The following is a 13,887-nucleotide window of genomic DNA, read 5'->3' as shown; positions in this document are numbered from 1 at the left end:
CTCACCACATAAGATTCCGTCAGGCCTTGACGAAGGGCGGCGAAGCATAAATGTCTTCCCATCACGGCAAATGGGGGAAGCGATGAAGATACTCGGCATATCGGGCAGCCTGCGTAAAGGCTCCTTCAACACGGCCCTGCTGCATGCGGCCGTCGAATTGACACCAAGCGGCGTCGAGCTGATCGCCCGCACCATTCACGGCGTACCGCTCTACGACGCCGATCTCGAGGCTGCGGATGGCATTCCGGAAAAAGTACAGGAACTCAAGGACCTCGCCATTTCAGCCGATGGGCTGATCCTGTTTACGCCGGAGTACAACAATTCGCTTCCGGGCGTCTTCAAGAACGCTATCGACTGGATGAGCCGGCCCTCCACCGACATCGCCCAGGTTTTCGGCGGAAAGCCGATCGCCGTCCTCGGAGCTTCGCCGGGCAATTTCGGCACCATCCTCAGCCAGAACGCCTGGTTGACAGTGCTGCGCACGCTCGGCGCCGAAGCCTGGTTCGGCGGTCGGCTGATGGTGTCACGCGCCGGCAGTGTCTTTGATGCCGATGGCGCAATCATCGACGAGAAAGTGAAGCATAATCTTGCGGCTTTCATCGATGGCTTCACGGCTTTCGTCGCGGATCGCAAAAAGGGCTGATGTGCGGCTCTGCGAGTGGGCCGGACCGCAGACATGGAGCCTATGATTGAACCGATGAATGACCTAATGTGAATGCGGTGCCGAGTCCCGGCGCCTCCGGGGCCTCGCACATCGTCTTCCTTCGAAAGCCATGAAATCCAATAGTACCGGTTACGTCTTCACGCTGTTGGCAATCAGCATATTCGCCATACAGGACGGCATCTCCAAGCACCTTGTCAGCGCGTATCCGCCGCTTCTGGTGGCGATGATCCGCTATTGGGCTTTCATGCTTTTCGCCATCGCGATGGCTTCGCGCGCACCGGGCGGCTTGCGGCGCAACGCCAGGACCAAGCGCCCTGTCCTGCAGATTGCCCGAGGCCTGTTGCTCGCCGCACAGATCGTCGTCGCTATCTCGTCCTTCGTCATTGTTGGCCTTGCCCATTCCCAGGCGATCTTTTCATCCGGTCCGCTGATGGTGGCCTTGCTGTCCATCCCGATCCTCGGCGAGAAGGTCGGCTGGCGGCGATGGCTGGCGATCTGCTTCGGCTTCGTCGGCGTGCTGTTGATTCTGAAGCCGGAAAGCGGTGTCTTCGATGCACGCTTCCTGGTGCCGCTCTTCGGCGCATTGCTATTTTCGCTCTACGTCGTCCTGACACGCTATGTCAGCCGCGAGGACGGCGCAATGACCAGCTTTTTCTATACGGGCGTGGTGGGCGCGATCGCCATGACCTGCATCGGGCCGTTCTTCTGGACGTCGCTTGCGCCCCATGACTGGATCTTCATGGGCATTCTTTGCCTGACCGGCGTTTCGAGCCATTATTTCCTCATCCGAGCCTACGACATGCTGGACGCGGTGGTGATCCAGCCGCTGACCTATCTGCAGCTCGTCTTTTCCGCCATTATCGGTGTCATGATATTCGGCGAAAAGCTGAGCGCGCCCATGATCCTAGGCGCACTCATCGTTGTTGCGGCGGGCATATTCACGATCTGGCGCGAGCATGTCCTGGCGAGAACCCGGCTCAAGACCGGCAAGGCATCAGCAGGCTAAGCATCCACCTGGGCACGCGGCTGCACCTCGGTGTAGTAGCTCACATATTTCTGCCGGTAGCGCTCCGTTCCGCCGAAATCGCTGTAGCGCGGCAGTTCCGACATGTCGGTCTTGTTGAGGATCACACCGAGGATGCGCGAGTTGATCTGCGGCTCCTGCTCGAGAACATCACGCACCAGATTGGTCGGCGTTGCGCCCCATTCGGTCACCAGCAGGAAGGCATCGACCTGCGGCGCGAAGGCCTTTGCATCGATGACGGGACCAAGCGGCGCAAGATCGACGATGATGTAGTCGAACATCTTGCGGGCGTTTTCCATCAGATGCTGCATGCCCTGCGAGGATAGAAGCTCGCTGGTGTGCAGCAGATGATCGCGCACGGCGACCGGAAGAATGGCAAGCTTGGTGCGCGGATCGACCTTCACGGCATTCGTCCAGGGCACCTCGCCAAGCACGGCCTCGATCAAGCCGGCCTGCGGCGGCGTCTTCAGGGTCCGGCTGAGACCCGGATTGCGCAAGTCGGCATCAATGAGCAGCGTGCGCTTGCCGCTGCTCGCAAGCAGGGCGGCAAAATTGGCAGCCGTCGTCGATTTGCCTTCGCCCGGCAGTGCCGAGACGACGCCGATGACACGGTCGGCGCGGCCCTGCAGCATCACGTCGCTGGCGAGCTTGGCGTTCCTCAAGGTCTCGGCGAAGATCGAGCGCGGCGCTTCGACGGAGATGCGCATTATGCGCTCGAAGGCGACGCCGTTTTCTCCCTCTTCCGCCGTTATCGGCTCCGCTCCGGCATCACCCTTGCGCGACTTCTTCTTGCTCTTGCTCTTGCTCTGCTGGCCGAGCAGCGGCAGATAGCCCAGGAACTTTAAACCGAGAGCAGCCCGCACGTCGGCCTCGACGCGGAAGTAGCGGTCGCGGAACTCCTGGAACGCAGCAACACCGCAGCCAACCATCAGACCGAGGATGACCGAAAGCGCCATGACGAGCGTCTTCTTCGGGCTGGACGGCGCGGTCGGCACCCCGGCCACCGAGATGACGCGTGCCTTGGCGATCGGGAAGGAACGCTGCTGCGTCGCCTGTTCGAAGCGGCCGAGATAGGATTCATAGAGCGTCTTCAGCGCGGATGCCTTCTGGTTCAGCTCATTCAGGTGAACCAACGACTTATTAGCCTCGGAATTCTTGCCGACGACCTTGTCGATGCTTTCACGCAGCGATTCCGCCCGCGACTGAGCGACATCATACTCGTTCTTGTAGCTGGCAGTGAGCTGCTGAAGGACCTGATAGATCTGCCGGGTGATGTCCTGCCGCTCGGCCTTGAGCGCCACTGCCTGCGGATGATCGGCGCCGAAATTCTGCGTAACATCCTGTTCGCGCTTTTCGACGGCGAGATAGCGCGTCTTCAGATCCTGCAGCACCGAATTGTCGGTCGAGCTCGACGAGATGGTCGCATTCTTGACGGCGTTGTCAGGGCCCTGGTCGATGATCGATTTATATTGATTGTAACGGGCGGCAGCGCTGGCCGTATCGGCTTGCGCGATGATCAGCTGTTTGTTCAGGTCGGAAATCTGCTGTTCCGACATCAGTTCGCCGCCAGTTGACGTCAGACCATTGTCGGCCTTGTATCTCTCGACTTCGAGCGAAGCCTCCTGGGCGCGCTGGCGCAGGTCGTTCAAGCGTTCCTGCAACCAGACGGAAGCGCGTTCGGTCGCATCGAAATTGGCGTTCAGCTGGTCGGTCAGATAAGCGTCGGCATAAGCGCTCGTAACCTTGGCGGCGAGACGCTTGTCCGTCGAACTGAAGGAGACGGCGACGACCGAGCTTCGCGTGACGCGCTCGACCTTCAGATTGTCCTGCAGAACGGCAGCAACCTTCTGACGCTGAGCCTCCCGCTGTTCCTCGGGCGTCATAGGCGGGCGACCGGGCGTGAAGACGCTGACGATAAGGCTGACGCCGGATTTGAGCAACGCCGCCGGAGACACAGGCGGATTGAGTAACGTATTGTTGTCCGCAAGGCCCGCCGTGTCGACGACGCGCAACGCCATTTCGTTCGATTTGAGGATTTCGACCGCGCTGGCGATCTCCATGTCCGCCTGCTGGCTGCTTGCCGCCGGCGGCTGATCCTCGGCATATTTCGTCATGCTTTCGTCGAGCAATATCTGCGTCATCGAGGTATAGCTCGAGGTCGCAGTAAGCAGATAGGCGACGGCCAGAATGACAAAAGCGGCCACGGCGAAAATGATGGTGCGGATGCGCCGGATCACGACGGCCATCAGCCGGTCGAGATCGATAAAGCTATCCTGCGACTCCGCTTGTGGAAGAGCGCTGTGGAAAGTGAAGTTCTTCTGATGCATGGCGACCACCTTGTCGGAGAAGCCCGAATGAATAATAGCCATGGCCCGCGGCCTTCCCGGCCGCAGGCCACAATGTGACAGGCTTAAGCGGCGGTCATCTGCGCTTCGTGCGAGACGACCATGTTGCGGATCGAGTCATAGACCAAGCTGCCGATATCGGAGCGAGCGAGCGCGAAGGCGACGTTCGCTTCGATGAAGCCGTGCTTGGACCCGCAGTCGAACGTACGTCCGTTATAGACCTGGGCATGGAAGGATTGCGTCTCGGAAAGGCGCAGCATGCCGTCGGTCAGCTGGATCTCATTGCCGGCGCCGCGCTCCTGACGGGCCAGAATGTCGAAAATCTCGGGCTGCAGAATATAGCGGCCATTGAGGTAAAAGTTTGAAGGCGCCTCGGACGGATGCGGCTTCTCGACCATTTTGGTCACGGCAAAGCCATGGCGCACGGACTCGCCCTTGCCGATGATGCCGTATTTCGAGGTCTCTTCCGGAGCGCATTCCTCGACGGCGACGATATTGCCGCCGGTCTCATTATAGAGATCCATCAAGCCGGCCATGCAGCCGCGAATGCCGTAGCAGAGCATGTCAGGCAAAAGCAGCGCGAAAGGCTCGTTGCCGATCAGGTGGCGGGCACACCAGACGGCGTGGCCGAGGCCGAGCGGAGCCTGCTGGCGGGTGAAGCTGACAGCGCCCGGCCGCGGCAGGAGGCGTTCCAGCTCGCTGACCTGATGGTTCTTGCCTGCCCTTTGCAGCGAAGAAATCAGCTCCGGCGTGTCGTCGAAATGGTCTTCGATCGCCGACTTGTTGCGGCTGGTGACGAAAACGATGTGCTCGATGCCGGCTTCGATGGCTTCATCGACGGCATATTGCACGACGGGACGATCGACGATCGTCAGCATCTCCTTCGGCATCGCCTTGGTGGCGGGCAGGAAGCGCGTTCCATTGCCGGCAACCGGGATGACTGCTTTTCTCACACGACGTTTGGGGTCCATGGCTCTATCCTTTGTTAGAGTGAGGGCCTGCGCCCATATTGGGCAGAGGGGAGGAAAGTTGGGAGGTAGGCGACGGCTGGCGACCGCTCCGCAGAGATGCGGCCAACCGACGAAAACGCGCAAAGATCGGCATGCTGAGATGGCGCACCGCCCGCGGGTTGAGGCATGCGATCTTGAGCATCGCCTGCAATTCACGTTCCTTGATGCTGTCGACCAGCTTCAGGAATGCGATGACGTCCTTCAGATTGCGCGTGCGTCGCCGCTGCGCGGCAAGGGCAGCAGCCCCGAAGGGATGTTCGGCGAAGAATCTTGTGTCTGCGGCAAGCATGGCTTCGACATGGTCTTGCCTGAGAACACGCGAGATCGACCCATCGCGAATGTAATACAAGTAGCCTACGGTCGGCTCGACGGCGCAGAGGCCGCCACGAGCAAGCGCGGAAGCAAGGAAAATGTAATCCTCGCCAATCCGCAGGGTCTCATCGAAGCGCAGGCGATGCTTTTCGACGAAAGCTCGCTCGAAGACCGGCTTCATATAGCCGAAATTGTGCTCCGACTGGAAAATCATGTTGGAGGCGATGAACTTTGCCAGCGTCAGCGTCGGCATGCGTGCCAGCATCGGCTCCGGGAACATCGGCAATATCGTACCCGCGTCCTCGCGGATGACGTCGAGATTGTCGACCGCGATCTGTGCCCCGGCTTTTTCCGCTCTGGCGATCAGGCGGGCCATGCGGTCCGGACGCAGGGCATCATCGGAATCGAGCACGGCAACCCAGCGGCCCCGGGCAGCATCCAGCCCGGCATTGCGGGCAGCGCCCGGACCGCCGTTGCGGGCCATGGCAACGAGGCGTACCCGTGGATCGGGATGATTGCCGGCGATCTCGCGCGTGCCGTCCGTCGAGCAATCGTCGACGACGATAACTTCCATGCTGACGGCACCTTGGGCCAGCGCGCTGTCGATGGCGCGCTCGAGCGTTTCCTCGGCATTATAGGCAGCGATGACGAAGCTGACATCGGGGATGAAATCCGTCATTGAGGTGCCTTCTCCAGATTTCCGTATTGTTCTATTTCGCGAACTCCGAAGAGACCGCTGACGACGCCGGCATGCATGATGCCGCGCAGGCCATAGCGATGCCGCTTGATGGGCGATGCCGAAAGCAAAGCCGCGACAACGAAGCAATAGGCGGATTTCGTGCCCGCAAGCGCGATTGCTCGCCAGCGCCCGAAACCGCTCGCGGCCTCCAGCAGCATGCGTCCATGCGTCTGGCCCATGCGATACCGGCGCTTCGACAGCCAGGAAACGGTGGCGCGATTGTTGGGAACGGGTTCGTAGACCAGCGCATCCTCGGCATAAGCAATCCGGCCGCCCGCCTTATGCATATGGATGAAAAACTCGGTATCTTCGCCGCCGCTGCGGCCGAGTGCGATATTGAAACGCCGGCCGGCAAGCGAAGGCGCACCGCGGCGCAGCAACACATTGCAGGTGTAGCCGGTCAGGATTTCTCCCGCGACCCAGACAGGTAAGGTCGAATGGAAATCGCCGCGCTGCATCCATGCCGGAGCGACATTCGCGTAGACCGCCTGCACGGGACCAAGAACGGCGTCGGCGCCCGTCGTGTCGGCCATGATGAGCATTTCCGTCAGCCAGTCCTCCGAGGCAGTCTCGTCGTCATCGATGAAGGCGAGGAAATCGCCGCTTGCATGATCGAGGCAGGCATTGCGCGCGATCGAGATGTTCGATGCCGGGCAATGGACGTAGACAATCTCGAAGGGCACGGCCGAACGCATGGCGTCGACGCGGCCCCGCGCGCTTGGCGTCACATCATTGTCGGCGACGATGATCCGGATGACCGCACCTGTGGGGACGTTGAGCACGGCAAGCGACAGCAGTGTCTGATCGAGCTCCGCCCGCCGATAGGTGCAGACCGCTATGTCGATCTTAATGGGGCGCCGATGGACTTGTGTCATGACGCGACCCTGCGATTGCGGAAGCTGAAAACTTCCATCCAGAAGCCCATGGACCAGGCGAAATGCATGACCATGGCGGAAATTGCAGCCAGAGGACCGTAGGGGTTCTTCTGGCCGAGAGCGATCCAGAAACCGTAGGCGATGCAAGCGACAGCCCACAGACCAACTGGGATGACCGCAATCCAGTTGAGGACCGCCAGGAAGGCACCGATGAAAATCGGCACGACCGCAAGCGGCAGCATCTGGCGCATGCTCGGCATGCTGCGGTGCTTGAGAATATTGCGCGCGCGGCCGCGGCCATAACCGAGATATTGCTTGAAGAGCGTCGGGACGCTGGCGCGCGGATAGTAGGTCATGGCGGTCTTGTCGGTGAGCCAGATCCGATAGCCCGCCTTGTTCAGCCGATAATCCAGCTCGGCATCCTCGTTATGGCTGAAGCTTTCATCGTAGCCGCCGACGGCACGGAAGGCGGCAACGCGCATCAGCGCATGATGCCCATGCTCCGCCCAATGGCCCTTGGCTCCTTCGCGATGCTTGGAGCCGCCATTGCCGAGCTTGGAGTTCTGGGCGACGGCCGTTGCCTTCTGGAAGGCGCTGAAACCCATGGTGCGCATGGCAACGACGACGGAATCCGCGCCCGTCGCACCAGCCTCTTGCACCAGCGTCTGGCAGTAATCCTCCGGATAATCGCCATGGGCGTCGATACGGATGAAATATTCATGATCGTCACCGAAAGTCTCGATGGCGAGATTGATCGCCGCACTCTGCAGCCGCTTCGGATTGTCGAGCAGGAGAACGCGCGGATCTCTCTCGGCTATATACCGCACGATCTCGCGCGTGCGATCGGTGCTGCCGCCATCAGCCACCACGATCTTCGCATCGAGTTCGTCGAGAGCCCGCCCCAGCTTGTCGATCAGCGGCTCGATATGCTTTTCCTCATTGAGGCAAGGAATAACGATTACGCAACGCATATCCCCTGAACTTCCAGTCGTCATTGCAATCCACCTCTATTGCGATGCAGTTGTGGGAGGGCCTGTATCTCGGTCATCTGCTCGTTGGCGCGCGTCAACGATGCCAGCCGCTGCACCAGCAACTGACAGTCGGCGCGATCCACCATCCATTGTTTATGATCCTGGGACGCCACAGCCTCGAAAGCGGCGAGATAGCGCTTCACGTCCATTTCACTCAAAAGCGCCGCCAGATGGTCGGCATCGGCTCTGTCAAGCGTTAGCCCGATCTTTCGGCTGGCAAGAAATCTTGCCGTCTCCGTCTCCTTGATCGCGATCGGCACGGCGCCGTAAAGACCACCTTCGTAAAGGCGGTTCGGCAGCAGCCAGCTGGAATTCAGTCCCTCTTCGAAAAAGTCGATCGCCCAGGAAAACTGGACTTCGCCGTAGATCGCCGAGAGATCCTCAGGGTTCTTGTAGGCGCCGCCAAAATGCATGAAGGGTGCATCGCGGACGGTGCGGTCGAAGTCCTCGAACTCGGAATAGGCCGGTCTGCCGCGCAGGACAATCTCGAAACGGCCCTCCATCCGGCGCGAGAATTGATCGAGCAAGGCCAAGGACTTGCGGCAGCGAAGGGCGCCGAACCAGCCAATCTTCCAGGGCTTGCCCGCAGCCGGCGGTCTTGCGGCCGATGTGATGGCGCGCGCCGCAGGCTCAAGCGCCAGCACCTTGTTTTCGAGCAGCATGACCGGCACATGCAGTCCGGAGCGCGGACGGAAATAGCGCTCGATGAAGGCAGGCGAACTGGTCACCAGCAATGCCGCCTGCGAACCGAAGTAACGCTCCGCGCTGCGAAGCGCGCTGCCCACGACATCGTCGCGCAGCAGCAGCCGATGAATATCGAGGCATTCATAGACGATCGGCATATCGCCGCCGAAAACGGACTTGGCGCGATTGGCCAGCGCCAGCATTTCGAGATTGCGGCCGATGATGAGGTCCGGCCTTGCGACCGAGCGCAGCGCACTACGCAACTTCGCCGCCGATCTGGCCACCGCCGCGATACGCTGCGCAAACTGGGCATCCTGCGTCTTGCCGAGCTCGATCGGCTCGACGCCGTTAATGGCAGCCAACGCATTGTCGTCGCGCCGGAACCCCGCAAGCGTCACGAGTGCCCCGCCGGCCTGCAGCATCAGCACCCGCCTGCGCACAGCCGGGTCGGCAAGATCATGGACGAAATACAGTATATGCAGCATCAAAATTTCCGCTTTTGCGCCCGGCCGGGACCGCGCGCCTTGTGTGGTTGGTGTTGCATGGTGGCATTGCAACCGGCCGCGCGAGATGCCACGCGGCCGGCCAGGTTCAATCGAGCTTGCAGGTGATCGATTCCGGGAACAGGCACTTCTCTCCCGGCGCAGTGAAGGCGACGCGCTTGATCTCCATGGTTGCCGGCTCGCCGCTATAGGCGAACTTGCCCATCCAGCCGCTGAGCGTATCGGTGCCCCAGAGGCTGAAGAAGATCTTCTGCGCATTCGTCGGTATCTTCGAAGGATCGGTGACTTCCTGAACGAGCTTGCCGTTCACGTAGTAGCGCAGACGATCCTTTTCCCAGACGAAGGCATAGTCGTTGAAGTCCTGGTCGGCACCGCCTGCAACCGGCACCAGCTTTTCGTTGCCGCCTTTGGCGGAAATATATTGGTTGACCTGAACTTGGCCGGGATTCTTGCCGAGCACTTCGAAATCGATCTCGTCGTGCGGTTTCTTGTCGGTCGGGCCGATATAGGTGAAGAAGGCAGAGTTGAGACCAGGCCCCTTGGCTGTGCGATAACGCGCCTCGTAAGTGCCGTAGCCGTAACGTTTCGTCGTCTGGATTTCGCCGCAAGCATAATTGCGATCACCGGTCTTGGACTGTGTGAACTGCAGTTGCAGCGTCCCATCCTTGACGCTCACCTGTTTCCGCGACCAGGTGCAATTCTGATACGCTCCATTGTTCCAGCCATCGGAAATATACCAGCGGCCGGTATCCAGCCGTTCGAAATTGTCGACGAATGACCGGCCGGACGCCTGATCATCCTGGGCGGACACAGCCTGTGGCAGGAAGCACGCGCTCATGAGAGCGATTGAGACAAGACCAAGTCTTTGCATGTAACTTCTTTTCGATGTCGTCATGGCATCACCTTTGCTTCGAACGCACTTGCCGATCTTCGGCGACGCGGTTCTGGACAGCACGGGTTTCGGCTTGCGGGCGAACCCGGCTGCCAGTCAGCAGGTTGTGGAAGCTTGGCAGGGCGTAACGCGCCATACCATTGGTCAAGGGCAGCAGCAGCAAGGCAAGTGCGGCCGCCAAAAGATAGAAAATCGGATAAAGTTCGCTGCCGCCGCGGTTCCAAAGAACCCAGAGACAGAAGAGCAGCGGATAATGGGCGCAAAAAATCCAGAAGCTGAGGCTGCCGGTTCCTGCCAGGCCCTGCCCGATGCGGCTACGGATAAAGATTGCCGATACTGCCCAGAACCCGGGAATACCCACCAACACCATCAGATTGCGACAAACTTCAAGCCACAACGGCAATCCAGGCCCTGTCATGTAGGCAGCCGTTGCCAGAAGCGCTGCAAGCGCGATGAAGGCAGGCGCGATCAGGGCGGCATAGCGATCTATGAGCGTCACGTCGATACGATGGAGGCTCAGGTAGATTCCGAAGCTGAAGCTGAAGAGGATGGAGTTCCGCAACACTATCCCGATAGATATGGGCCATGCCGCCAGCAAAAGCAGAAAGACCAATGTCGGTAACGGAGCACGACGAATAAGAAAAGCCAGAACCGGCGACAGCAAAATGCAAACAAAAAGATCGCGGAGAAAATAGAGCGGGAGATTTATCGGTTCGCCATCGATAGCCAGAAGGAGATTTGATATTACATGCGGATTAGCTTCCGACAGATCGGGAAGATATCCATCAGCGATACCGTAATACTGAAGAAGAAGTACGAATAGGAAGAACGCGCTATTCCACAGCAGGAATGGCAGAATAACTGTCTTTGTCTTCCGGCTAATGGTCTCTGTATAGCTCTGCGGTGCCTTTCCATTCCGAAACAGCAAGTATCCTGAGATCACGCTCAGGCAGGGGACACCGACACGGAACAAGCTGTCACGAAGGAACACTCGCAGCCAATCGAAAAAGCCATAGGCGCCGTTGAACGGGCTGCTATGCGGATCGAACGGTATATGGACAAAGATTATGCCCGAGATGAGCACGATGCGCATGAGGTTTATCCGCGAAGACACGTTGGCAGTCACATTCACGATGTCTGTCACCCTTTCTTCGTGCTGCATCCCCCCTTGCAGCCATTTCAAACAGAGCAGAGCAGAGCTTGCAGGGGTTAACCTAGGGCGCTCTTTGGAAAGGGAATATGGCACCGCAGCAAAAATGAGTAAAAAATCATATGCGGATCAGTGCTGAAAATGTCCGTTTGCATGCCTTTAAGCATGGAATAATCGATTTGAATTGGGCAAAAGCTCTGCTGCGAAAGGCACTTAGACTCTCGTTGGATATTTCGATGCCGGTTTCCGACGAAGGGTTCGACCCGCCTTGTTTTTTTACTGGAAGGTGAAGAATTTTTGCAGTGCAGCAGAGTTTGGTAGGCGAACCATGACCAAAATGCGACAGCATTTCAATCCCTATAAGAAAAGCGGCTTACGTCGCTCCCCTTATGGATGCATCAACGTACGATCATGGCGCGCAATGTGTCACAACGATCCCTCCCGGGATGGTCTGGATGCTGTCACGCTCGGATAAAGTTTTCAGAAAATCTCGTTTCTCAACATTGCTCGACACCGATTGGACGCTACCTGTTGGCGTCACAACGACCTCCGTGATGGGCCAATCGGCCGGAAAATTGCCGCGGATGCCGTTGAAAAGCCAATGATCATGCCCTCGGGGATGAGACCGCAAGCCCCTGAATCAAAACCGTAAAGGCGGAAAAATGGCGTCTATCACAATTGTTATTCCGTTCTATCAGAAGCAAACCGGCGTTCTGCTGCGCGCGTTGAGGTCAATATCCCGGCAGACATTTCAGGATTTCGATATCCTCATCATCGACGATGCATCGCCGCTTCCGGCGGAAGACGAACTGCAGTCGCTGAGCAATGAAGAAAGAAAGCGCATCCGTGTGATCCGTCAGACCAACGCGGGTCCCGGCGGCGCGCGCAATACCGGCCTCAACAGCGTGCCCGCCGAGAGCCGGTTCGTGGCTTTCCTGGATTCCGATGACGAATGGGCACCGGAGCATCTCAGCAACGCCTTCGGAACGCTGACCCATTACAACGCCGATTGCTACTGGGACTCCATCGATGGCGGCAAGGAGTTCTATTATCATTTCAGCATCGCCGAACTCGGAAAGTCGGCCGATACGATACGATTGTCGGACAGGCCCGCCGTCGTCGAAATTCCGAACATTGCCAGTGTCATGCTTCAGGATTGGAGCTTTTTGCACATGTCCTGCATGGTGATCGGACGGCCGGTTTTCGAAAAGATTCGTTTCGAGCCGTCATTGCGGCTGGCGGCAGAGGATGTCTTGTTCTTCTGCGACTGCATTCTCGCAGCCAAGCGGGTATTGCTGTGTGAAAATGCCGGTGCACTGCGTGGCGAAGGCGTAAACATCTTTCACAGCATCGATAACGATTCCCCGCAATTTCTGCGTCAGCAATTCAACACATGGACGGCGCTCAACACACTGGAGCAGAGATTTTCTCGGCGGCCGCAGGATGTCGAGTCCATCCGACTCTATAAAAACCGCGCCCGACGGCAGGCGCTCTGGAGCCAGGCGCGGCAGATGCGGCAGCGGCGTCTGCCGCAATTTGGACTGCTGGCAAAATGGGCCTTGCGCGACCCGGCGATTTTACAAAGCGTCATGCAGCTTGCCGTCGGCAAGCTCGCGCCCTAGATTTTGCAGCGCAGCATGAGCTGCGCATGCCGCATCGAAGAGCCACGGCATGCCCCGCTATCGTTTGGATCAGCAAGGAGTCCTGTATGAAGCCGTTCCACTGGGAATCCACCCATGGCAATTTCGGTGACGATCTCAATCTCTGGCTCTGGGATTTCCTACTTCCCGGCCTTCGCGATGCTCACCAGGAAACATTGCTGGTCGGCGTCGGAACCGTCCTCAACACGGAGATCCTGCCCGACGAGGGACGCAAACTCGTCATCGGCAGCGGCTTCGGTTATGGCTCCCTTCCAGACATGCGCGACACGTCGCAATGGGATATCCGCAGCGTACGCGGCCCGCTGACAGCGGAAAAGGCTGGCTTGCCTGCCACCATGGGCATTGTCGATCCCGCCGTCCTGGTAACGGAAATGCCCGAATTCCAGAACATTTCCAAAAACGGCAAGCGCACCTTCATTCCACACTGGGAGTCGGCCGCCGCTGGCCTCTGGCCCGAAATCTGCAAGACCGTCGGCCTTTCCTATCTTGACCCCCGCGGCGAGGCGAAGGCCGTGATCCGCGAAATTGCCGCCTCCGAACTGATCGTGGCGGAATCCATGCACGGCGCCATCCTTGCCGATGCCTTCCGCGTTCCATGGATTGCAGTCAGCTCCTCGCGCTCCATCAACAGCTTCAAATGGAACGACTGGGCTCGCTCGCTCGGCGTCACCTACCAGCCCAAGCACATCCCCGTTTCGACCCGCGCCGAGGCGATCGCCAAGGGTGCGAAGTTCTGGGGTGTCGGCTTCGAGCGCAGCAAGCTGGCAGCAGAAGAGCTCGGAAAGCAGCGCTACGGGGAAAACGTCATGCTTGCCGATCCCGAGCAGACCACGCTGCGCATCATGGCAAAGCAGGCACTTGCCATGCCTTCCGCCCTGGCTCTGTGGCAGGCAAGCAAGGCAAGGCCGCAGCTGAGCAAGGACAGCGCACTTGCGGCCTGCAAGGAGCGCCTCCTCGATGCGATCGAAGGCGTTCGCCGCGATTATCTGTAAGCTGC

The 13,887-nt window shown here is 59.1% G+C and carries 12 protein-coding genes; 4 read left to right on the top strand and 8 right to left on the bottom strand.

Annotated features, from left to right (window positions below; genetic code table 11):
* Window positions 1-82 precede the first annotated feature (82 nt).
* Both AC13RM_RS13285 and AC13RM_RS13280 read left to right on the top strand, forming a co-directional pair.
* Window positions 83-643 (top strand): NADPH-dependent FMN reductase, encoded by a 561-nt coding sequence (locus tag AC13RM_RS13285; protein ID WP_374821411.1) that lies wholly within the window; start codon window positions 83-85, stop codon window positions 641-643.
* A gap of 130 nt (window positions 644-773) precedes the next feature.
* On the top strand, window positions 774-1,670 hold the full coding sequence (locus AC13RM_RS13280; RefSeq protein WP_374821408.1) for a DMT family transporter: 897 nt from the start codon (window positions 774-776) through the stop codon (window positions 1,668-1,670).
* Here the strand turns inward: AC13RM_RS13280 and AC13RM_RS13275 are convergent.
* From AC13RM_RS13275 to AC13RM_RS13240, 8 genes are all read right to left on the bottom strand, one after another.
* Window positions 1,667-4,015 (bottom strand): polysaccharide biosynthesis tyrosine autokinase, encoded by a 2,349-nt coding sequence (locus AC13RM_RS13275; protein WP_113232933.1) that lies wholly within the window; start codon window positions 4,013-4,015, stop codon window positions 1,667-1,669. The genes AC13RM_RS13280 and AC13RM_RS13275 overlap by 4 nt on opposite strands.
* 83 nt (window positions 4,016-4,098) lie before the next feature.
* Window positions 4,099-5,004: a UTP--glucose-1-phosphate uridylyltransferase GalU gene (gene galU, locus AC13RM_RS13270; RefSeq protein ID WP_374821405.1), complete on the bottom strand. Its 906-nt coding sequence runs from the start codon at window positions 5,002-5,004 to the stop codon at window positions 4,099-4,101.
* 4 nt (window positions 5,005-5,008) lie between these two features.
* Window positions 5,009-6,034 carry a glycosyltransferase family 2 protein gene (locus AC13RM_RS13265; RefSeq protein ID WP_113232810.1) on the bottom strand — a complete coding sequence of 342 codons (1,026 nt, stop codon included), beginning with the start codon at window positions 6,032-6,034 and terminating at the stop codon, window positions 5,009-5,011.
* Window positions 6,031-6,969 carry a glycosyltransferase family 2 protein gene (locus tag AC13RM_RS13260; protein WP_113232809.1) on the bottom strand — a complete coding sequence of 313 codons (939 nt, stop codon included), beginning with the start codon at window positions 6,967-6,969 and terminating at the stop codon, window positions 6,031-6,033. Before AC13RM_RS13260 ends, AC13RM_RS13265 begins: the two co-directional genes overlap by 4 nt.
* The gene (locus AC13RM_RS13255; protein ID WP_374821401.1) at window positions 6,966-7,940 is read right to left on the bottom strand and encodes a glycosyltransferase family 2 protein; all 975 of its coding nucleotides are present in this window, start codon (window positions 7,938-7,940) and stop codon (window positions 6,966-6,968) included. Before AC13RM_RS13255 ends, AC13RM_RS13260 begins: the two co-directional genes overlap by 4 nt.
* Window positions 7,941-7,960: 20 nt before the next feature.
* On the bottom strand, window positions 7,961-9,169 hold the full coding sequence (locus AC13RM_RS13250) for a glycosyltransferase family protein (protein ID WP_113232807.1): 1,209 nt from the start codon (window positions 9,167-9,169) through the stop codon (window positions 7,961-7,963).
* A gap of 106 nt (window positions 9,170-9,275) precedes the next feature.
* Window positions 9,276-10,058 (bottom strand): endo-1,3-1,4-beta-glycanase ExoK, encoded by a 783-nt coding sequence (exoK, locus tag AC13RM_RS13245; protein WP_374821562.1) that lies wholly within the window; start codon window positions 10,056-10,058, stop codon window positions 9,276-9,278.
* A gap of 28 nt (window positions 10,059-10,086) precedes the next feature.
* Window positions 10,087-11,172, bottom strand: a complete 1,086-nt coding sequence (locus tag AC13RM_RS13240) for an acyltransferase family protein (protein WP_208409494.1) — start codon at window positions 11,170-11,172, stop codon at window positions 10,087-10,089.
* Window positions 11,173-11,891: 719 nt separating this feature from the next.
* Here AC13RM_RS13240 and AC13RM_RS13235 point away from each other — a divergent pair.
* Both AC13RM_RS13235 and AC13RM_RS13230 read left to right on the top strand, forming a co-directional pair.
* The gene (locus tag AC13RM_RS13235) at window positions 11,892-12,851 is read left to right on the top strand and encodes a glycosyltransferase family 2 protein (RefSeq protein WP_113232805.1); all 960 of its coding nucleotides are present in this window, start codon (window positions 11,892-11,894) and stop codon (window positions 12,849-12,851) included.
* An 86-nt stretch (window positions 12,852-12,937) separates the two neighbouring features.
* The gene (locus AC13RM_RS13230; protein WP_374821397.1) at window positions 12,938-13,882 is read left to right on the top strand and encodes a polysaccharide pyruvyl transferase family protein; all 945 of its coding nucleotides are present in this window, start codon (window positions 12,938-12,940) and stop codon (window positions 13,880-13,882) included.
* Window positions 13,883-13,887: the final 5 nt, after the last annotated feature.

This window comes from Martinezella sp. CNPSo 3732 (assembly GCF_057784515.1).
Note: the sequence above shows the minus strand (reverse complement) of the source record. Positions and strands in the feature narration are given on the sequence as shown.